We start from the raw sequence: 23,332 nt of genomic DNA on the forward strand, positions 1-23,332 counted from the left end.
ATTTAGTTGCAGACTTCAAGGTAAAAGAGCTAATAAAGCTAAAAAGATGATTAAGGAGTTGGTTGAGGATGATAAAGTGGTTTGGTCACGCTGATTATTATGATTTTAATAAGGAATTCAGTGAAAAAGAAGGAATTAATTCTCTTGAAATTGGAGAAAAATTTAATTTCACATATAAAGCTACTGCTAGATAAATATAAATAAAAATTATTCACAGGTCAGTATGGGAAAAGAATAAATATCTGTGGATTATTATTATATAATTGTGGATAAATTAAAACATATATTTATTAAAAAGTTGGTGATTAAAATATATGATTTTAAAAAAAGAATTTTATAGAAGTGGCGCTTTAGAATTAGCTAAAGAATTACTAGGTAAAATAATAGTGCGCAAGGTTGATGGAAAAATATTAAGAGGAAAGATAGTTGAAACGGAAGCGTACATTGGAGCTATAGATAAGGCGTCCCATGCGTATAATGGAAGAAGAACAGAAAGAACAGAACCTTTATTTCATGAAGGTGGAATAGCTTATGTATATTTTATATATGGCCTTTATCATTGTTTTAATGTAATAAGTGGAGAAAAAGATAAAGGTGAGGGAGTTCTTATAAGAGCCATTGAACCTTTAAATGAATTTGATTACATTTCACAAAAAAGATTTAAAAAAAATTTTTGTGAATTATCTAATGCAAAGAAAAAAACATTGACTAATGGACCAGCTAAACTCTGTATGGCATACTCTATTGATAAGTCCGATAACTATAAAAAATTATATGAGGATGGTGACTTTTATATAGAGGATTCTGATGAAAAAAATTTTGATATAGTGGAAACTACACGAATTGGAATAGATTATGCAGAGGAAGCTGTGGAATTTCCGTGGAGATTTTATATAAAAGATAATTCATATATATCTGTAAAGTAAATAAAAATTAGAGAACTATTGTATTAAAGATTGAAGTTACAATATTTTAGTATTATTTCTTTAAATAAAGTGCTGAATATTGAGTGATTTAATCTTTGTGCTATGGTTCTTTATTTTTATGACTGATTCATTTAAATTAAGTAATTTTTAGAATTTTCGATAAATACTTATGGATATTAAATGTATTTAATGAATGATTGTTTAAGTAATGGTTATCTGATAGAAATATTTATTATTAATAAAGGTGATTTTCATGATATTAAGAGTTGAGCGGAAAGAAACAAAAAATTATAATAACTCTAATGATGAAAGATATATTGAAGCTGATTTTATTAAGAGACATGAACTTACTTTTGGAGAGATACTTACTAAGATAAAACTTTTAAAAAGAAAAAATACTAAAAGAAAAAAAATAAATATAAAAAGATATACAAAGAAAAAAGATAAATTTGCAATGCTTCCAGTAAACGTTACTTTTAGAAAAGCTATATGTTTAGAAGAAAACAAACTTGTAGAGGACATGTATGTTTATAATACATATATAGATAAGGATAATGATAAAAAAATTTCTTTTAATAGTAATGAATTTGAAAAATGGAAAGAAAAACATAACAAATATTTTTTCCCTATGTTAGATGCTCCATGGCAAGTAAGACGTATTTTTAGAGTTATGGAAGAAAATTTAGGGGATTTTGAAAAAGAAAGATTGTTAAAATTGAAATTTGAATTATGGATATATGTAAATAAACCTATGATTCTTCAAGATAAGGTTTTAGATATAATGTACAATAATAGAGAGCGACCTGATTATGATAAGTTTGTTATGGGAAAAATAATAAATATATTAAAGAAATTAAATTCTATAAATGGCTATATAGAACTTATTAAATATATATCTGAGAAAAGGGAATGTGTTTATATTACAGATAAAAGCAAATCCATACAAACTGATATAAATATACTCTCATCAATAGAACAACAATTAAAAAGATACGTTTTAGACAGTATTATAAATGATGAGATAAAAAATTTGAAAATAAGACCTAATTATCTTTTGAATAAATATAGGATAAATAATTTTTATAATTAGAATATTTTTAAATATTAATAATAAAGACTTTTAAAACTTCTTTTAATACAAAGATATTCTATGTTAATTGAAAAGTCAGGATTGCCAACACCTAATATACAGAAGCTTAGAAAATATATAGTTCAATATGAAAACAAATATTATTGTAGTTAGAAATTAATTAGAGAATGTCAGTGATAATTATGAGTTTTGCTATATTTAGCATATAAATAATTTATTCTGATATTCTTTTTTTGTTGTAAATAATTTATATTTTTGAATTTTTTAGATGATAGGTACATATTATTTTAATAGCATTATGGTTATTATAAGGTTTTTTATTGCATAAATAACTTGAGGAGATAAACATTTAAATATATGTATTATCTTAAAAATTTTTAAATGATTTTCTTAAAAAGGGTGATTTATCAATGAATTGTAATTTAAATTATTTAAACATAAAAAAATATAAGAATGTATATAGAAATTTAAGTGTACCAGAACTTGTTGATTTTTCAATTAAACGAGGCGAAGGAATATTATCTAATAATGGAGCTTTAGCAGTGTACACTGGTAAATATACAGGAAGATCTCCCAAAGATAGATTTATAGTGAGAAACAAAATAACAGATAAAATATTAAACTGGAGTAATGTTAATTTGCCAATAGAAGAAAAGGTTTTTGATAAGATAAATAAAGATGTATTAAAATATATTGAAGGAAAGGATCTGTTTGTATTTGATGGCTTTTCAGGTGCTTCAGAAAAATATAGACTTCCAATAAGAGTTATATGTGAATATGCATATCAAGCTATGTTTGCCAATCAAATGTTTGTAAGAGCTGATGAAAAGCAGCTTAAAAATCACAATCCAGAATTTAATATTATTGTTGTGCCAGGATTTAAAGCTCAAGGAAGTAAAGATGGTTTAAATTCAGAAGCATTTATATTGATTAACTTTTCAAAAAAAATGATTTTAATTGGAGGAACAGCTTATTCTGGAGAAATAAAAAAAGCAGTATTTTCAGTTATGAATTTTTTACTTCCACAAAAAGGTGTTCTTCCTATGCATTGTTCAGCTAATAAAGGTGAAAATGGAGATACAGTAATATTTTTTGGATTATCAGGAACAGGAAAAACAACCCTTTCAACAGATCCATCAAGAAAGTTAATTGGAGATGATGAACATGGTTGGTGTGAAGAAGGAATATTCAATTTTGAAGGAGGATGTTATGCAAAAGCTATAGGACTGGATAGAGAAAAAGAAGTAGAAATATTTAATGCTATAAAATTTGGCGCAGTTCTTGAAAATGTAGTTCTTAATAAAAATAGATTACCAGATTATAATGATAAAAAATTTACTGAAAATACACGAGTAGCTTATCCTTTAGATCATATTGAAAAAGTTGATTTAAGTGGAATTGGTAATATACCTAAAAAGATAATATTTTTAACAGCAGATGCAACAGGAATAATGCCTCCAATAAGCAAATTGAGTAAAGAAGCTGCTATGTATCATTTTATGTCTGGTTATACAAGCAAAGTAGCTGGAACAGAAAGGGGAATAACAGAACCTAAAGCAACATTTTCAGATTGTTTTGGAGGCCCATTTATGCTCCTTGATCCTATAATATATGCTCATCTATTGGGAGAAAAAATAAATAAATTCAATACGGAAGTTTATCTTATAAATACAGGATGGATAGGAGGAAAATATGGAGTAGGAAAGAGAATCAATTTATTATATACAAGGGAAATGGTTAATGCGGTTATTGAAGATAAACTAAAGGATGTAAAATTTTATGATCATCCAATATTCAATTTATCGATACCATTGGAGTGCCCTAATGTTCCTAGTTCTATTCTCAACCCAAGAGAATTGTGGAGCAATAAAGTTGAATATGATAAAAAAGCTTTAGAATTAGCTGAAAGTTTTAAAGAAAATTTTAAGAAATTTAAAAATGTATCTAAGGAAATTATTAATGCTGGAATAAAGTAAAGGGGTTATTGTGAGGATTTATAATTATTGATAAAAATTTCTTTTCAATTATAAAAGATATATTATTTAATAAACAATATTATAATAAAAAAACCCTTATTATGAAAATAAATACATTTTATACCTTAAAAAGGTATAAAATTACATCTTTATATGGTATAATATATCCTAATGGGTAGGGAAAAATTAATATTGAGGGAAAAGGGGATTGGGGTATATGGAAGATAAAAATACTATAGATGATTTACGTTCTATTTTAGATGCAATTCCTTATGATATTACAGTAAGGGATTTGGAGGGAAACTATAAGTATTGTAATAAAAAATTTTTACAGATTCTTAATTTTAATTCTGAGGAAAAATTTGTGAATAGAAATATTAAATCAGTTTTTGATGAAGATAATTGTAAAGAAATAAGGTCATTGGAAGAAGAGGTTCTTAATAAAAATAAAGGCGATTTTTTTGAACGATGCTTAAGAAGGATAAATGATAAAGAACGATGGTTTAATATATATAAAGCACCTATAATGTTAAACAATGAAAAGAGTATCCTTACATTGTCTAGAGAAGTTACATTTAATAAAGAAATATCAAATTTAATGGATTATGAATTAGAAAAGGATTCTAAAGATATTTTTGGATATCACGATATAATGTATAATTGTAATGAGAATGGCAATGTATCTGACGACGAATATAATGATAGAATAAAGTTATTATGTAAAAGTTTAATTAATGAATTGGAAGCTGAATATATAAACATATATTTATATAATCAAGAAAATAATTCTTTAAATCTATATGTAGATACAAAAGAAGAAGATTATTATATAAGAAAAAATATTGAATTTGGAACTGAACGTTTTGAGAAATTTACGGATTCAAAGGTAATAATAAATTATCCGTTGGTATATAATTTATTTGATAAGGATGAATATGAATTAAAAATATATGAAATAAAATATGGAAATAATATAATTGGAATAATGAATATATACTATGAAAAAAATTCAGTAGTAAAATTTGAACAAAATGATTTGATAAAATCTACATGTTATAAATTTGGATTGATATTTCAGAATAGAATTATAAGCAGAAAGCTTAGAGAAGAAGAAGCCAAAAAAATAAAATATAAACAAGCTTTAGATGAAGAAATGATGAAAACAGAATTTTTTGCAGGGGTATCTCATGAAATTAGGACACCACTAAATATTATATTGACTGCAACACAATTAATAACTGAAATATTGAATGATTGTACATTTGATAAAAAAGATGTTATTTTAAAAAATATAAGTTATATTAAACAAAATTCTAAAAGACTTATGAGATTGATGAATAATATAATTGATATAAATAAAATTGAAGCAGGGTATAACAGTATACATTATTCAAATATTAATATTGTTGAGCTTGTAGAAGATATAGTATTGTCTGTAGCAGATTATATCAAACTTTCAGGAAGGAATGTTATATTTGATACAGAAGAAGAAGAAATAATATTAGCTTGTGATGAAGAAAAAATTGAACGTATAATGCTCAATTTATTATCTAACGCTATAAAATACAGTTATGAAAATACCGATATAATAGTTAAAATAAAACTAGATAGAGATTCAGAAAATGTAATAATATCAGTATGGGATGATGGGATTTCTATAGATAATCAAGATTGTGAAAGAATTTTTGGTAAATCTGTTCAGCTAAATAGATTATTAAATAGACCTTGTGAAGGCAGTGGACTTGGGTTATATTTGTCTAAATTATTTGTAGAACTTCATAAGGGTAACATATGGGTTAATAATCATGTTGATAATGGTGTTGAATTTGATTTTACTCTTCCAATAAAAACAATAAAAAAGAAAAATGTCTATAATTATAATTTTAATAAAGAAGAAAAAGTAGAAGAATGCAGTATTGAATTTTCTGATATATATTCGTTATAGATAGAAAATCATAATTAGGGAATATAATTGTCATTTATAACAATTATATTCCCTAATCTTTATTATACAGATAAAAAAACTGATATTTATACTCACACAATTAGGTGAGAAAAATATCAGCTGTTTAAAAAATATAGAACTAGAATTCGCTGTTTCCAGGAGTTCTTGGGAATGGTATTACGTCTCTGATGTTAGTCATACCAGTGATATACATAATCAATCTTTCAAATCCTAAACCGAAACCAGCATGTTTAGTTTCTCCGTATTTTCTTAATTCCAAGTACCACCAGTAATCTTCCTTAGCAAGACCTAATTCAGCCATTCTAGCTTCTAAAACATCAAGTCTTTCTTCTCTCTGGCTTCCACCAATTATTTCACCAATTCCAGGTACAAGAAGGTCTGTTGCAGCAACTGTTTTATTGTCGTCATTCATTCTCATATAGAATGCTTTTATATCTTTTGGATAATCAGTTACAAATAAAGGTTTTTTAAAGTGTTCTTCTGTAAGATATCTTTCATGTTCTGTTTGAAGATCAATTCCCCATGATACAGGGTAATCAAATTTCTTTCCGCATTTTTCAAGAATTTCAACAGCTTCTGTATAAGTAACTCTTGCAAAATCAGAAGAAACAACATGGTTTAATCTTTCTAATAATCCTTTATCAACAAATGAATTAAAGAACTGCATTTCTTCTGGACATTCTTCCATTACATATTTAATTACATATTTAAGCATTGCTTCTGCAAGTTCCATATCATCTTCTAAATCAGCAAATGCTATTTCTGGTTCTATCATCCAAAATTCAGCAGCATGTCTAGTAGTATTAGAATTTTCAGCTCTAAATGTTGGTCCAAATGTGTATATATTTCTGAAAGCTAAAGCAAAACATTCAGCATTTAATTGTCCAGAAACAGTAAGATTAGTTTCTTTACCAAAGAAATCTTTAGAGTAATCTACATTTCCATCTTCAGTTAATTCTGGATTTTTTGGATCAAGAGTTGTTATTCTAAACATTTCTCCAGCACCTTCACAATCGCTTCCTGTGATTATTGGTGTATGTGTATATACAAAGTTTTGTTCTTGGAAGAATTTATGTATTGCATAAGCAGCAACAGAACGAACTCTAAATGTTGCAGAAAATGCATTACTTCTTGGTCTTAAATGAGCAATAGTTCTTAAATATTCAAATGTGTGTCGTTTCTTTTGTAGAGGGTAATCTGAGTTTGACATACCTTCAATTATTACTTCTTTTGCTTGTATTTCAAATGGTTGTTTTGCATCAGGAGTAGCAACTAAAGTACCAGTTACAGTAAGAGAAGAGCTTATAGGTAATTTTGATATTTCCTTGAAATTTGATAATTTTTCATCAAACACTACTTGAATGTTTTTGAAAAATGAACCATCATTGATTTCGATAAATCCAAATGCATTAGAAGCTCTTAATGTTCTAATCCATCCTGATATTGTTACATCCTTTGATAAGAAATCATCAGTATTCCTATAAAGGCTTCTAATTAATGTTGATTTTGCCATAATATATGACCTCCATTTTAATGATTAATTTCTTAGATTTATGAAAAATTTTTTTCATAAAAATTCTATTGGAATATAAAATTAATATTGTATTTATTTAGCATAAGCCAATAAAATATTCATAAATGAAATATAGAAGCAATCTAATATACTATTAGATTGCCCAATGTATACTATTACGGTTAATGCTAAATAAATTTTACAATACTTTCTTATTCAATGCAATATAACATGTAGTATATTATAGCAAGTGTATATTATTCTATACCTGTTTCGAACGAATGAATCAATGATTGTGGAAAATCAAGCATGGTCATATCTTTAACTATTTTTTTGGTTTCATAAGTTAATTCTTTAATTTTAACTTGAACTCCATTAGATTTTGTTATGTCCATGATGCAATATGTAGGATTTGGTCTTCCAATCTTTGGCTTTCCAACACTTCCACAATTCACAAGAAGCTTGTTCTTAAATTCTTTAGCGCAAGGTATATGTGTATGTGCACAGACAAGAATATCTTCTTTTAATAAATTCATAACTTCAACAGTATTATCGTTATCTTGAAGAAGATATTCATTTATTTTAGTTGGACTTCCATGAACAAATAGAATATTTTTACCTTCTATATTTAGCGAAAGAGTAGATGGAAGATTATCCAAATAAAGTCTATTTTCTTCTCTTAGTTCATTTACAGCCCAAGGCATGGAAAAGGAATTTATTGCATTTTCTCTTATAAAGGAATATTCATTATCTACAACTGAACTATCATAATTTCCTTTTATACAAAGAATATGGCGTCTTCTTATGGTAGATATAACTTCATTAGGGTGTGGACCATATCCAACTAAATCCCCCAGACAAATTATAGTATCCACTCTTTCATCATCAATATCTTCTAGAACAGTCATAAGTGCATAAATATTAGCATGAATATCTGATATTACAGCTATTTTCATAAGTTACCCTCCTTGAATGCATATATATTAAGTCATTAATTATTCACTAATAATATTATTATAGCATTTAGATTTTAAGTGAGAATATTAATTTTTGTATAAAAGTTATATAATGAAGAAAAAATCCTAATATAAACTAGGTATATAAATAGGAGGTTTAAAAGAATGAAGAGCCAAAGATTGTTAAATGTTATAAGAGAAATGGAAAAAAAGGATATTTCTCAAATGATAATATCTTCAGCTGCATCCATTTACTATCTTACAGGAAAATGGATATGTGCTGGAGAAAGAATGATAGCTTTATATTTAAATAAAAACGGAAATCATAAATTTATAGTCAATAAATTATTTCCCATTGAAGAAGACTTAGGAATTGATATTATATGGTATGGAGATGATGAGGATCCAATAAAAATATTAAGTAAAGTGCTTGATAAAAATGAAATATTAGGAGTTGATAAATTTTGGCCAGCTCAATATCTTATAAGGCTTATGGAACTGAATTCAGTTAAAGGCTTTTTAAATTCATCATCAATAGTGGATGAGCTTAGAATGGTAAAAGATGAAGAAGAAAGAGAACTTATGAGAAAATCATCAAGAATAAATGACAGGGTTATGGAAGTCCTTCAAAATGAACTTAAAGAAGGATATACAGAAAAATATTATGCACGATTATTAGCAGAAATATATGAAAAAGAAGGAGCACAAGGATTTTCTTTTGATCCAATATTGGCTTATGGAGAAAATGCAGCAGATCCACATCATGAACCAGATAGTACTCCATTAAAAAAAGGAGACAGTTTAGTTATAGATATTGGAGGGATATATAATCATTATTGTTCGGATATGACTAGAACTGTATTTTTTGGAGCTGAGCCTAATGATGAACAGAAAAAAATATATGAAATAGTTAAAAGGGCAAACTTAAAAGCTATATCAAAAGTAAAAGAAGGTGTTAAATTTTCAGAAATAGATGATGCAGCAAGGAAATTAATATCTGAAGAAGGGTATGGCGATTATTTTACGCATAGAACAGGACATAGTATAGGATTGGAAATTCACGATAAAGGAGATGTTAGTTCGATAAATAATGCAGAAGTAAAAGATGGAATGATATTTTCTATTGAACCAGGTATATATTTACCAGGAAATATTGGAGTAAGAATTGAAGATTTAGTTCTTGTTACTAAAGATGGATGTGAAGTGTTGAATTCTGTTTCGAAAGAAATAGTTATAATATAAAAAATTATATGTATTCATAAAAATACTAACATTTTTACCATAAACAATAAGAAAATATGTTGTAAGACATTTTAATAAAATAAGAAATGCAATATTTTTTACTGTTTTATAAATCAGTAAAAAATACTGCATTTTTTATTAAAGAATAAAGTTTTTATAGAAAAGATATTATTTACCTTCTAAATATTTTTCCCCAACAATTACTACATCTCCAGCACCTACAGTCAGCAATAAATCACCATCAGTGAGTCTAGATTTCACATATTCTACAGCTTCATCATGAGAATGTACATTTGTACATTTTAAGCCAGTAGCTCTTATAGCATCACCAAGTTGGTCAGAAGATACTAAACCAGTATCTTTTTCACGAGCAGCATATATATCCATTAAAATAAGTTCATCACATTCATTAAAGCAGTGTGTGAATTCATTAAATAATGTCTTAGTTCTAGTGTAAGTATGTGGTTGGAAGACACAATATATTTTGTTATGATCTATCTTTTTTGCTGTATTTAAAGTAGCTTTAATTTCTGTTGGATGATGTGCATAGTCATCAATTACAGTAACGCCATTTAATTCACCTTTATATTCAAATCTTTTGTGAGCACCTTTGCAATTTGATAGTCCTTCAGCTATTTTATCAGAAGGAATATTAAATATTAAAGAGACACATACAGAGGCAAGAGCATTTAATATATTATGTTTTCCTGGAACATTTAAATTTAAAGAGAATAATTTTTTGTTCTTTTTATAAACATCAAAAGAAGCACATCCCATTTTATTAAAAGTTATATTTTTAGCTGTTACATCAACATCTTCATTAAATCCATAGCTTATAGTATTACATTGAGATTTTGCAAGAATATTTTTAACTCTTTCATCATCGCCAAATCCAACAAGATATCCATCGTTAGGAATTAGTTTAGAGAATTTCATAAAAGTATCAGATATTTCATTAATATCTTTATAACAATCCAAATGGTCTGCGTCTATATTTAAAATTATTCCAATATAAGGGAAGAATTTTAAGAATGACTTTTTATATTCACATGCTTCAGTTAAGAAATATTCACTATTTCCAATTCTGAAATTGCCACCAATAGCATCTAATTCTCCTCCAACTAATATAGTAGGATCAAGATCAGCTGCTAAAGTGATGTGCGAAAGCATTGATGTACATGTTGTTTTTCCATGAGTTCCAGAAATGGCAACATTGAATTTGTGTCCCTTCATAATATGACCTAAAAATTCTGCTCTATCCATTAATGAAATATTTTTTTCTTTAGCAGCTACTATTTCAGGATTATCAGAAGGAATAGCAGCTGTATATACTACTAAATTTACATCTTCTTTTATATTTTCTTTGCTATGTCCTATGTAAATTTCAGCACCTTCAGCTTTTAATTTTTCAACTATAGGTGAATTTTTAAAATCAGAACCAGAAACTTTAAATCCACTATTTAAAAGAACAGCAGCAAGACCGCTCATGCTTATACCACCAATACCTATAAAATGAACTTTTTTATCTTTATCTTTTAAGAAATCAAAAGACATGAGATCAACCCCTTCGTTATTTAAATCTTTAATTATAATTTTAGTTGGTATTAAAAAATTAAGATACAAAATTGAGACATTGTATAAATTATAGACAGTGAACTCCATACTATAATAATATTTGTAATTTATTATTAATATGTTTCATAATTTAGTGACAATATTAAATTCAAAATCTTAATTTTACACTTTACCTATAATTATATACATTTTTTTTTGAATCAACCATAGAATCAGAAAAATATATTAAAATCAATTTTTAGTAAAAATAATGAATTTATAGAAAAAAATGATTAGAAAAATGAAAAAATTATATATATAATATAACTTTATGGATAAAATTATTGCTATTAATTTAAATTTAGAATAAAATATGAATATTAAATGAATTTAACAAATAAAAATTCGTGTAGGTGATATAATGGAGAAATTTACGAGAAATAAAAGAGTGGTTGCTATAACTAAGATATTGATGGAAAATCCTAATAAAATTATAGGCTTAAATAGATTTCTAGATTTATTAAATGCAGCAAAATCTACAATAAGTGAAGATATTGTAGTAGTTAGAGAAGTTTTAGAAAGACTTCAAATGGGAAGAATAGAAACAGTTGCAGGTGTTGCAGGTGGAATTAAATATATTCCTGGAAATGGGGATGAAAGCAATAAAGCATTTGCATTAGAGTTGTGCAAACAATTAGAAGACGATGGAAGAGTTATTCCAGGTAATATTATTTACATGACAGATTTAATGTATAATCCAGAAATAATAAGCAAAGCAGGAGTAATGTTATCATCATGCTTTAAAGCAACAGATGTTGATTATGTTATTACTGTAGAAACTAAAGGAATTCCATTAGCCTATGAAGTTGCAAGAAACTTAGGTGTACAGTTAGTTATTGCAAGAAGAGATAGTCAAGTGACAGAAGGTCCTACAGTTACAATAAATTATGTTTCGGGAAGTAATGGAAGACTTCAACAGATGTCATTATCAAAAAAATCAATGAAAAATCATAGCAGATGTATTTTTATTGATGATTTTATGAAAGGCGGTGGAACCGCTATTGGAATTAAGGATTTATTAAAAGAGTTTGATAGTGAATTAGTAGGGATAGGTGTACTAGTTGATAATAAGCAGACAGAAAAGAAACTTGTAGATGAGTATGTTTCTATTGTTGAGTTAAAAAAAGTTGATAAATCATCAATTGTAGGAATACAACCTTCAAAATTATTTTCATAATTAGTGTTTGAAACTATAGAAGACAGAAATTATTTAAGATGTTAAATACGAACATTTTAAGGTTAATTTCTGTTTTTTTAATTCGAAAATTATATTAGAAATAAATTTAAAATATAGTTAATAATTATTAATAACTCTAATAAATTATCAGAAAATTTATTTTTTTTAAATAATTTATTTATTATTAAAAGGAATTTAGAAATTTATAGAGAAATTATTAAATATTAACTAATTTTATAGCAACTGGAGGGGTTTAACGATGCAAATTACAGACGTCAGAATTAGAAAGATCGCATCAGAAGGTAAAATGAAAGGAATTGTTTCTGTAACATTTGATAATGAATTTGTTGTTCATGATATTAAGGTTATAGAGGGGCAAGCTGGTTTATTTATAGCTATGCCTAGCAGAAAAACACCAGATGGAGAGTTTAAGGATATTGCTCATCCAATTAATACAGAAGCAAGAGAAAAGATTCAAACTGCTATTTTAGAAGCTTATGAGAAAGCTTTAGCAGAAGAAACAACTCAAGAATAAGTTAGAACTATGAGAGACTGCTGCATAAAGAATAATTTTGCGGCAGTCTCTTTTTGATAATATTTTGATCCTATAATTTACACCTTGAAATGTAAATTATAGGATAATGCCTTGAAATCAGTGTATGTTTCAAATATAATTATTATGAATATTGTGAGTAAAAAAAATAAGTTAAATCAATCGTTTAATTAATATAATGAGGTGTTATTTATGTATAAATGCGCATTAGTTTTAGCAGCTGGGCAAGGTAAAAGAATAAAATCCGATTTACCAAAAGTATTGCACAAAGTTTGTGGCAAAGAGATGGTTAAGCATGTTATTGATTCAGTTAGAGGTGCTGGAATAGATGATGTAAATTTAATAATAGGTAAAGGGGCAGAACTTGTAAAAGAAAGAACAAGTGATAGAAATGTTTCTTATTCTCTTCAAGAAGAACAACTAGGAACAGGTCATGCGGTGAAATGCTCAAAAGAATTTTTAAAAGATAAAAAAGGTGTTGTTGCTGTATTTGCTGGTGATACACCATTAATAAAAACATCAACTATTGAAAAATTATTTGCAGAACATATAAATAATGAAAATTCTGCAACAATATTAACTTCATTAGTTGAAGATCCAACTGGTTATGGAAGAATTGTAAGAGATTCAAATGGCCAAGTATTAAAGATAGTAGAACACAAAGACTGTAATGAAGATGAATTAAAAATTAATGAAATGAATACAGCTATCTATTGTTTTGATATTGAATTATTAGTTAAAGCACTAGATAAAATAACTAATAATAATAATCAAGGTGAATATTATTTAACAGATGTCATAGAAATATTAAAAAAGGACAACAAAAAGATAGGAGCTGTTATAACTGAATTTGAAGAAACAATTGGGGTAAATTCAAGAGTTCAATTAGCAGAAGCAGAACAAATTCTTAGAAAAAGAATAAACCTTAAACATATGAATAATGGTGTTACTCTTATAGATCCAAATACAACATATATAGGAGTAGATGTTGAAATTGGTAAAGATACTATTATTTATCCTAATAATATTTTAGAAGGTAACACTAAAATTGGTGAGAGATGTTTATTGTATCAAAATTCAAGAATATCAAACAGTATTATTGAAAATGATGTGGATATTCAATCTTCCGTAATATTAGATAGTAGAATTGGAGAGAATACTACAGTTGGACCTTTTGCATATATTCGTCCTGAAAGTTCAATTGGAAAGCATGCAAGAATTGGAGATTTTGTTGAGATAAAGAAATCAACTATTGGAGATGGAACTAAAGTATCACATTTAACTTATATTGGAGATGCTGAAGTTGGTTCAGAATGTAATTTTGGATGTGGTACAGTAGTAGTAAATTATGATGGAAAAGTAAAAAATAAAACAATCATAGGAGATCATAGTTTTATAGGATGTAACACAAATCTTGTATCTCCAGTAACAGTTGGAGATAATACCTATATTGCAGCGGGATCTACTATAACAAATGAAGTAAAAGAAGGAGAACTTGCAGTAGCAAGAGCTAAACAGAGAAATATTAGTGGATGGGTAGAAAAAAAGGGCTTAATGAAATAAAATAATTAATTTAAAAAGATCCATAAATTTTAAGGAGGTCTTCTTAGATATGAGAACTCATGGGAAAAATATAAAAATCTTTGCTGGAAATTCACATACAAAATTAGCAGAAGATATTGCAGATATTTTAGGTGTTCAGCTAGGTAAAGCTAGAGTTTCAACATTTAGTGATGGAGAAATATCAGTAGACATAAATGAAAGCGTTAGAGGTATGGATGTGTTTATAGTTCAATCTACATGTTCGCCAGTAAATAATAATTTGATGGAATTATTAATAATGATTGATGCATTTAAAAGAGCATCAGCTAGAAGTATAACAGCTGTAATGCCCTATTACGGTTATGCAAGACAAGATAGAAAAGCAAAATCAAGAGATCCTATTACAGCTAAGCTTGTAGCTGATTTGTTAACATCAGCAGGCGCTAATAGAGTATTGACTATGGATTTACATGCGCCTCAAATACAAGGATATTTTAATATTCCTGTAGACCATTTGCTAGGGGGACCAATACTAGCAGAATATTTTATATCAAAGGGACTTGGAGAAAATGATGATGTTGTTGTTGTATCTCCAGACCTTGGAAGTGTAACAAGAGCAAGAAAATTTGCTGATAATTTACATGCACCTATAGCAATAATTGATAAGAGAAGACCTAAAGCAAACGTTTCTGAAATAATGAATATTATTGGAGATATTGAAGGAAAAACGTGTGTATTAATAGATGACATGATTGATACTGCTGGAACTATAACTAATGCAGCTAATGCACTTAAGAATTTAGGAGCTAAAAATGTATATGCATGTTGTACTCATGGAGTTTTATCTGGTCCTGCAATGGAAAGAATAAATAAATCTGCAATTGAAGAATTGGTAATGTTAAATACAATTCCATTAACTGAAGATAAGCAATCAATTAATATAAAATCAATTTCAGTTGCACCTTTATTTGCTGAAGCAATAAAGAGAATATATGATGATGAACCAATAAGTAAGTTGTTTGAATATCAAAAATAATACATAATGATAAAGTGATGGAAACTCCCTTCATGGTTATAGCCATAAAGGGAGTTTTAAGGTTATAATATAATGAATTGGAAGGATGTGTATATATGGATGGAACAATGGGAAAGATTCTTATAGTAGATGATGATGAAAATATTTGTGAAATTATAGATATGTATTTAAAGAGTGTTTCATATGATACCCGCATAGCCTTAAATGGAATTGAAGCAAAGAAAATGTTTCGTGAATATAATCCAGATTTAGTTTTGCTTGATGTTATGATTCCACAAACAGATGGTATTGATGTTCTTAAATGGATTAGAAAAGAAGGAACAATTCCGGTTATAATGCTTACAGCCAAAGGAGATACTTTTGACAAAGTATTAGCATTAGAATTAGGAGCTGATGATTATATAGTAAAACCTTTTGAACCTAAAGAATTGATGGCAAGAGTAAAAGCTGTTTTAAGAAGGTATTCTGGAAATAGCATAAAAAATGATGTAATCAGATTAAGTGATTTAACTATTGATTCCATGTCATACAAAGTAATATATAACGAAAAAGATATTAAGATGCCTCCAAAAGAATTTGAATTATTGTATTATTTAGCAAGTAATAGAAACAAGGTATTTACAAGAGAACAGCTTTTATGTGAAGTGTGGGGGTATGATTATCCTGGAGATTCAAGAACTGTGGATGTTCATATTAAAAGGTTAAGAGAAAAGTTAAATGGTGGTGAACAATGGCAGATTGAGACTGTTTGGGGTGTTGGATATAAATTTGAGGTAAAGTAGATGAAAAAGAAAAGCCTGCTATATAAAATGATAATCATTAATGGATTGATCTTAGGATTTATTATGCATTTTTTAGCGTTTGCATTATGTTTGTGGTTCAAAAATAATTTCTTTGATGAAAAAAGAACCATGTTTGAATCAGCTGCAAGTGAATTAGCAGATATAATAAAAAAACAGAATGAATTGGAATTATTTTTTGAAATCAAAAAAATTCAAAGTGCATCTGATATGGCGAGTGCATCAACTAATGCGAATATTATGGTTTTTGATGAAAATAATATTAAATATATAACTTCGAACTCACATATAAATGATAAAAGTTTATATGGTTCAGAGGATAATATTAATTTGTTGAAAAAAGGTCAATGCATTGAGTATATAGGAAAATACTATACTTATCTGTATCCTGTAATTGATGGTGAGAAATATGAAGGGTATATATTAATGACAGGTGAGCTGTCAGAAATAAATAGTAAATTAAACAAAATATATATTATAATATGGGTAGCATCAATAGGAACTATATTATGTGCAATGATTACCATATCATTTTTTGCAAAATTTGTTTTGGTAAATCCTCTTGTAGAATTGAACAATGCTGCAAAAAAATTTGCGTGTGGAGAAGTTGATAGAAGAGTTAATATACAATGTGATGATGAAATTGGTCAACTTGCTAAATCATTTAATGTAATGGCTGAATCATTAGAAAAAGTTGAGATGAATAGAAGAGAATTTATATCAAATGTATCTCATGAACTTAGATCCCCAATAACATCTATCAAGGGCTTTATAGCAGGAATACTTGATGGTGTTATACCTAGAGAAAAAGAACATGAGTATTTAGAACGTGCTTATTTAGAAATAAAGAGACTTACAAGACTTATAAATGATCTCTTAGATTTATCAACAATTTCTTCTGGAAAATTGAAATTTAATAATAAGAAAATTGATATAAATGAACTTTTAAAAAGGTGTATCATTAATAATGAAAGAAGACTAAAAGAAAAAAATATAACATTAAAAGTATTTATGCAGGAAGATAAGTGTTTTGTTAATGCTGATGAAGATAAGGTTATTCAAGTTATAACTAATTTGATTGACAATTCAATAAAATATTGTGAAGATAATGGTATTATAAAATGCAGCACATTTCATAAAAACAATAAAGTATTGGTTGAAATATATAATAATGGACCTAAACTTACTGAAGAAGAAATGATTTGTATATGGGATAGATTTTATAAATCAGACAAATCTAGAACCAATAAAGTAAGTACAGGACTAGGTCTTCCAATAGTCAGAATGATTCTTACAGAAATGGGAGAAGAAGTATGGGCTAAAAATGATGATGAAATAGGTGTAAGATTTACATTTACCCTTCAAAGATATAAGAATAAAAATTAAATTTTTTATTAAGAATAGATATATGTAATTGTTAATTAGGAGGAATTTTATGTTTTTAATAGTTGGATTAGGTAATCCGGGAAGTCAATATGAAGATACTAGACATAATATAGGATTTAAAGTTATTGATAATATTGCAAAAGAGTATAATATTGATATAAATAGGCAAAAATTTAAAGGTATGTATGGGGAAGGCTTTATAAATGGAGAAAAAGTTATATTATTAAAACCTTCTACATATATGAATTTAAGTGGAGAAAGTGTAAAGGAAGTACTTGATTTTTATAAGTTATCTAATGAAGACATACTAGTTATTTATGATGATATCAGTCTTGATGTAGGTAGATTAAGAATACGTGAAAAGGGAAGTGCTGGAGGACATAATGGAATAAAGAATATAATAGCACATCTTGGAACAGATGTTTTCCCAAGAATAAAAGTAGGCGTAGGACAACCTGATGTTGATTTGGTTAACTATGTTTTAGGAAAATTTTCAAAAGAAGAAATGGATGTATTAAGTGAAAGTATAGAAGCTTCAACAAAAGCTGTAAAAGAAATCATAAGTAATGATGTTAAGAGTGCTATGAATATATATAACGGATTCAAAGCAAGTAAAAGTATTTAAGGGTGGTGCAAGAAATGAGATTAAAGGGGTTATTGGAGCCCTTTGAAAATAGTGCTGAATTTGAAAATATTAAATTAGGTATAAATAGTAAAAGATATCCTATTGGTATATATGGTGTTTCTGAATCGGGAAGAATTTATGTTATTGATAATATATTTGAAAATGTAGATAAATCTATAATGGTAGTTACTCAAAGTGATATGGAAGCAAAAAATGTATATGAAGATTTATTGCTATATACAAATGATGTTCACTATTTTCCAGCAAAGGAAATGGTTTTCTATAATATTGATGCTGTTTCTGGTGATTTAAGATGGGCAAGACTAAAGGTCATAAACGAAATTTTAAAGAAAAAGAAAAAGATAATAGTAACTTCAATAGATGCTTTTTTAGCTAGATATACTCCACATAAATTATTTTCAGATTATACTATAAAAATTAAAGAAAATGATGAGGTTGATTTAGAAGAAATATCAAAAAAATTAATACAATCTGGATATGAAAGAGTTGAAATGGTTGAAGGAAAAGGACAATTTGCTTTAAGAGGAGGAATACTTGATGTATTTCCAACATGTTCAGCATATCCTTATAGAATTGAACTTTTTGGCGATGAAATAGAATCTATAAGAACATTTAATACTGAATCGCAGAGAAGTATTGATAAAGTAAAGAGAATAGAAATATTTCCGGCCAAGGAAATAATATTAACTGATGATGCTATTAATTTAGGAAAAGAAAGATTAAAAGAAGATTTTGAAGCTATAGCTAAAAGTGATGAAAATTCTGAAAGAGTAGAAAAGTTAAGAAATATATTAAATAAAAATTTAGAATCTATAGAAGAAACATCAACTTTTGAAACTATAGATAGTTATCTCCCATATTTTTGCAAAGAAACTGAAAGTCTTTTTGATTATCTTAAAGATTATTTTTTCATAATAGATGATGTTCAAAGGTGTGAAGGAAAACTTGAATCAACATACTTAGAATTTGGAGAGAACTTCGCTGCTTTTTCTCAAAGAGGCGATATTTTTCCAAAACAAGGTGAATTACTAATAGCAAAAGATGAAATTATAGAATCTTTTAAAGAAAAGAAAACTTTATTTTTAGAAGGGCTTTTAAAGAAAAATTCATGGTTCAATCCATATTCTTCAATTAATATTTCAGAAATTACTTTAAATAATTATCAAGGACAATTGGATTTATTGATAGATGAAATACTTAATAAAAAAGCTCAGGGATATAAAATATTGATTTTATCAGGAACTAGAGCAAGAGGTGAGCGTCTTGTAGGAACTTTAAGAGATAGAGGAATAGAAAGTTCGTATCAAGATACAGTTGAAAATATTCAATATGGTGAAGTGGTAATTACATTTGGAAATCAGCTTCACGGATTTGAGTATCCAGATTATAAACTTTGTGTAATATCAGATAAAGAAGTTTTTGGAGAAGCAAAAAGAAAACTTAAAAAGACTAAAAATAAGAAAAAAGGAATTGCTAAGATAAAAAGCTTTGCAGAATTGAAACCAGGGGATTATGTAGTTCATGCTAATCATGGTATAGGTGTTTACAAAGGAATAAAACAAATTGAAGTTGCAGGACATAAAAGAGACTATTTGGATATTATTTATGATAAAGGAGATAAACTTTATGTTCCAGTAGATCAACTTGATTTAATACAAAAGTATGTTGGAAGTGAAGGAAAGTCTCCTAAGATAAATAAACTTGGAAGTTCAGAATGGCAAAAAGCTAAGGCAAAGGTTAGAAAATCAATTAATGAAATTGCTGAAGATTTAGTAAAACTTTATGCAACAAGAACTACAGTTAAGGGACATAAATTTTCAAAAGATACAGAATGGCAAAAGCAATTTGAAGATGAATTTCCATATGAAGAAACTCCAGATCAATTAAGTTCTTTAGAGGAAATAAAGAGTGATATGGAGTCAGATAAGCCAATGGATAGGCTTTTGTGTGGTGATGTTGGATATGGTAAAACAGAAGTTGCGTTAAGAGCAGCATTTAAAGCTGTCATGGATGGAAAGCAGGTTGCCTTTCTTGTCCCAACAACAATTCTTGCAGAACAACACTATAAGAACATGAAAAATAGATTTTCAGATTTCCCTATAAAAATAGATATGGTAAGCAGATTTAGAACTACTAAGGAGCAGAAAGAGACTTTACAGAAATTGAAAGAAGGAAATGTAGACATACTTGTTGGTACCCATAGACTTGTATCAAAAGATATACAATTTAAAGATTTAGGACTTTTGATTGTTGATGAAGAGCAGCGATTTGGAGTGAAGCAAAAAGAAAAGATTAAAAATATGAAAAAGAATGTAGATGTTCTTACATTAAGTGCAACACCAATACCTAGAACGCTTCATATGTCATTGAGTGGAGTAAGAGATATATCAGTTATAGAAACTCCACCTGAAGAAAGATATCCAATTCAAACTTATGTTGTAGAGCAGAATGATCAATTGATAAGAGATGCTATTTTAAGAGAAATAGGAAGAGGTGGTCAGGTTTATTTTGTCTATAATAGAGTAGAAAATATTGATTCTATTGCTAGATATGTTCAAAATCTTGTACCAGAAAGCAAAGTTGGAGTTATACATGGTCAGATGGCTGAAAGACAGCTTGAACAAGAAATGCTTAATTTTATGGATAAAACATACAATGTTCTTGTTTGTACAACTATAATAGAAACAGGAATGGATATACAAAATGTTAATACAATAATTATTTCAGATGCCGATAAAATGGGATTATCTCAGTTGTATCAATTGAGAGGAAGAGTAGGAAGATCTAATAGAATTGCTTATGCATATTTATTGTATACGAAAGATAAAATTCTTACTGAAGTTGCTGAAAAGAGACTGAAAGCACTTAAAGATTTTACAGAACTTGGCTCTGGATTTAAAATTGCGATGAGAGACCTTGAAATAAGAGGCGCTGGAAATATGATGGGTTCATCACAACATGGACATATGGCAGCCATAGGATATGATTTATATTGCAGGATGCTTGAAGATACTGTCAAACTTATAAAAGGAGAAATCCAAAAGGAACCTGTAGAAACTACAGTTGATATTAAAGTAGATGCATTTATTTCAGCTGATTATATTGAAGATGAGATTCAAAAAATTGAAGTATATAAAAAGATTGCAGCTATTGACAGCAGTGAAGAATATGATGACATTAAAGAAGAACTTGAAGATAGATATTCTAAAATACCAGCTCCAGTAAAAAATCTTATGGATATAGCTTATATAAAGAGCAGAGCTAAATCGCTATTTATTGAAGAGATAAAGGAAACTCCAAAAGAAATTGTATTTAGATTTGCAGAAGGTGAAAGTGATTATAAAAATATATATAAGATTTTAATTGAAAAGTATAAAGGTAGTGTAGTACTTAAATTTGGATTAAACCCATATTTCTCATTTAAATTAAAAGACATAAAGCAGGAAGATAAACTTGAATTTCTTAAGGAAGTTTTTAATGACATAATATTGTAACAATATTATGATATAAAAGAAGAAGTATTAAAATGGTGTAAAAAAATTGAATTGTAAATTCAATATTGTTATACTAATATTATGTTATTTTTAAAGTAAATTCTAATAAATAAGTGAGGGGAAAGTTTTGAAAAGAATAAAGAAGTTAATTGCTGCTGTTGTTTTATGTACTCTTGCATTATCAGCAATGGGATGTAAGATGATAGAAAAGACACCTGAAGCAATACAAAAAACAGTCTATGCAACAGTTGGAGATGAAAAGATAACAAAGGCTGATATAGATGAAGAAATGAAAGCTACTATTGATCAATTAAAGCAACAATATGGTGATGACTATGAAAATAATGATAAGATTAAAGATCAGCTTAAGCAGATGAAGGTGCAATATTTAAATGCAATGGTGAATGAAAAATTAATGCTTCAAAATGCAGCATCAGTAGGCGTTGAACCAACAGAAGATGAATTAAATCAAGAAGTTGAAGATAATATAAATAAGTTAAAAGAACAATATTCAGAGGATGGACAGTTTGAGCAAATATTAGAGTCTAATGGATTTACAGAAGATTCTTTTAAAGAATATCAAAAGAAACAACTTATAGTACAGAAAGTTTATGATGCAATAATTTCTGATATTGAAGTTACTGATGATGATGCTCAGGCTTACTATGATGAAAACAAGGATTCTCAATATGTTACAGGTGCAGGAGCTAATGCAGCACATATTTTAATAGCTGAAAAGAATGATGATGGAGAAATTGACTTTGATGCATCATTAGAAAAAGCTAATGAAGTAAAGGCTAAATTAGATGCAGGAGCTGATTTTGCAGAATTAGCATCTGAATATGGAACAGATGGAACTAAAGATAAGGGCGGAGATTTAGGATTTGTAACTTACGATCAACAAAATTATGATCAGGACTTTTTAGCAGGATTTAAAGAATTAAGTGAAGGACAGATTTCTGAACCAATAAAGAGTCAGTTTGGATATCATATAATAAAAGCTACAGGATTAAAAGATGAAGTTGTAACTCCATTTGAAGATGTAAAGGAACAAATTAAATCTCAATTGTTACAACAGAAACAAAGTGAAGCGTATAATTCAAAAATAGAAGAATGGAAGAATGCTGCAAAAGTTAAGACTTACGAAGACAGACTTTAATATATTTTACGTTAAAAGCTATAAGGGCTTTAGAGAAATTTCTAAAGCTTTTATAGCTTTTTTGTTCTTGTACAAAAAAGTTTAGAATTTTTTAAAATTAAAACATAGTAATATGAATGGATTAAAGGTATGAAATTGCTAAAATGACATCCACGAAGTGGGCGTGATGCAGCTATCTTATTGTGTACTTTTGAGCAAGCTATGGATAACTTTGAAAAAGAGCAAAAATATACAGTCTGCGAAGCAGATTTTTTTA

Annotated in this window: 18 protein-coding genes; 15 read left to right on the top strand and 3 right to left on the bottom strand. The window is 27.6% G+C overall.

All coding sequences use genetic code 11. From position 1 onward, the window contains the following. The first annotated feature begins 68 nt into the window (after positions 1–68). The 5 genes from Q0F58_RS09245 (at position 69) to Q0F58_RS09265 (ending at position 5,937) form a co-directional block, all read left to right on the top strand. The gene (locus Q0F58_RS09245) at positions 69–194 is read left to right on the top strand and encodes a hypothetical protein (protein WP_294375417.1); all 126 of its coding nucleotides are present in this window, start codon (positions 69–71) and stop codon (positions 192–194) included. Between the two features lie 120 nt (positions 195–314). After that, positions 315–926 carry a DNA-3-methyladenine glycosylase gene (locus Q0F58_RS09250; RefSeq protein ID WP_294375422.1) on the top strand — a complete coding sequence of 204 codons (612 nt, stop codon included), beginning with the start codon at positions 315–317 and terminating at the stop codon, positions 924–926. A 253-nt stretch (positions 927–1,179) separates the two neighbouring features. Beyond that, complete coding sequence (locus tag Q0F58_RS09255; RefSeq protein WP_294375425.1) at positions 1,180–2,016, top strand: hypothetical protein; 837 nt, start codon at positions 1,180–1,182, stop codon at positions 2,014–2,016. Between the two features lie 410 nt (positions 2,017–2,426). Then, the gene (gene pckA / locus Q0F58_RS09260) at positions 2,427–3,992 is read left to right on the top strand and encodes a phosphoenolpyruvate carboxykinase (ATP) (protein WP_294375427.1); all 1,566 of its coding nucleotides are present in this window, start codon (positions 2,427–2,429) and stop codon (positions 3,990–3,992) included. A 217-nt stretch (positions 3,993–4,209) separates the two neighbouring features. Next, on the top strand, positions 4,210–5,937 hold the full coding sequence (locus Q0F58_RS09265; RefSeq protein ID WP_294375430.1) for a PAS domain-containing sensor histidine kinase: 1,728 nt from the start codon (positions 4,210–4,212) through the stop codon (positions 5,935–5,937). 139 nt (positions 5,938–6,076) lie between these two features. Here the strand turns inward: Q0F58_RS09265 and asnS are convergent, their stop codons facing one another. Then, positions 6,077–7,471 (bottom strand): asparagine--tRNA ligase, encoded by a 1,395-nt coding sequence (asnS, locus tag Q0F58_RS09270; RefSeq protein WP_294375433.1) that lies wholly within the window; start codon positions 7,469–7,471, stop codon positions 6,077–6,079. A 257-nt stretch (positions 7,472–7,728) separates the two neighbouring features. Further along, complete coding sequence (locus tag Q0F58_RS09275) at positions 7,729–8,427, bottom strand: metallophosphoesterase (protein WP_294375435.1); 699 nt, start codon at positions 8,425–8,427, stop codon at positions 7,729–7,731. A 165-nt stretch (positions 8,428–8,592) separates the two neighbouring features. On the opposite strand from Q0F58_RS09275, the gene Q0F58_RS09280 reads away from it, so the two are divergent. Then, complete coding sequence (locus tag Q0F58_RS09280; RefSeq protein WP_294375438.1) at positions 8,593–9,669, top strand: Xaa-Pro peptidase family protein; 1,077 nt, start codon at positions 8,593–8,595, stop codon at positions 9,667–9,669. 168 nt (positions 9,670–9,837) lie between these two features. Here the strand turns inward: Q0F58_RS09280 and murC are convergent, their stop codons facing one another. Further along, positions 9,838–11,223: a UDP-N-acetylmuramate--L-alanine ligase gene (gene murC, locus Q0F58_RS09285; protein WP_294375444.1), complete on the bottom strand. Its 1,386-nt coding sequence runs from the start codon at positions 11,221–11,223 to the stop codon at positions 9,838–9,840. A gap of 421 nt (positions 11,224–11,644) precedes the next feature. Between murC and purR the strand changes: the two genes are divergently transcribed. The 9 genes from purR (at position 11,645) to Q0F58_RS09330 (ending at position 23,076) form a co-directional block, all read left to right on the top strand. Further along, a complete protein-coding gene (purR, locus tag Q0F58_RS09290; protein ID WP_294375448.1) occupies positions 11,645–12,460 on the top strand; it encodes a pur operon repressor in 816 nt (271 codons plus the stop codon). Positions 12,461–12,719: 259 nt separating this feature from the next. Further along, positions 12,720–12,995, top strand: coding sequence for a septation regulator SpoVG (gene spoVG, locus Q0F58_RS09295; RefSeq protein ID WP_294375450.1), 276 nt, complete (start codon positions 12,720–12,722; stop codon positions 12,993–12,995). 210 nt (positions 12,996–13,205) lie between these two features. Next, positions 13,206–14,576, top strand: coding sequence for a bifunctional UDP-N-acetylglucosamine diphosphorylase/glucosamine-1-phosphate N-acetyltransferase GlmU (gene glmU, locus Q0F58_RS09300; RefSeq protein WP_294375453.1), 1,371 nt, complete (start codon positions 13,206–13,208; stop codon positions 14,574–14,576). A gap of 49 nt (positions 14,577–14,625) precedes the next feature. Continuing rightward, positions 14,626–15,591 carry a ribose-phosphate diphosphokinase gene (locus tag Q0F58_RS09305; RefSeq protein WP_294375456.1) on the top strand — a complete coding sequence of 322 codons (966 nt, stop codon included), beginning with the start codon at positions 14,626–14,628 and terminating at the stop codon, positions 15,589–15,591. 95 nt (positions 15,592–15,686) lie between these two features. Beyond that, positions 15,687–16,373 (top strand): response regulator transcription factor, encoded by a 687-nt coding sequence (locus Q0F58_RS09310; protein ID WP_294375458.1) that lies wholly within the window; start codon positions 15,687–15,689, stop codon positions 16,371–16,373. Beyond that, positions 16,374–17,777: a HAMP domain-containing sensor histidine kinase gene (locus Q0F58_RS09315; protein ID WP_294375460.1), complete on the top strand. Its 1,404-nt coding sequence runs from the start codon at positions 16,374–16,376 to the stop codon at positions 17,775–17,777. A 49-nt stretch (positions 17,778–17,826) separates the two neighbouring features. After that, on the top strand, positions 17,827–18,402 hold the full coding sequence (gene pth / locus Q0F58_RS09320) for an aminoacyl-tRNA hydrolase (protein ID WP_294375463.1): 576 nt from the start codon (positions 17,827–17,829) through the stop codon (positions 18,400–18,402). A 14-nt stretch (positions 18,403–18,416) separates the two neighbouring features. Continuing rightward, positions 18,417–21,917 (top strand): transcription-repair coupling factor, encoded by a 3,501-nt coding sequence (mfd, locus tag Q0F58_RS09325; RefSeq protein WP_294375468.1) that lies wholly within the window; start codon positions 18,417–18,419, stop codon positions 21,915–21,917. 127 nt (positions 21,918–22,044) lie between these two features. Then, on the top strand, positions 22,045–23,076 hold the full coding sequence (locus Q0F58_RS09330; protein WP_294375471.1) for a peptidylprolyl isomerase: 1,032 nt from the start codon (positions 22,045–22,047) through the stop codon (positions 23,074–23,076). Positions 23,077–23,332: the final 256 nt, after the last annotated feature.

Source organism: uncultured Clostridium sp. (assembly GCF_934754915.1).
In the GTDB taxonomy this organism is placed as follows: domain Bacteria; phylum Bacillota; class Clostridia; order Clostridiales; family Clostridiaceae; genus Clostridium.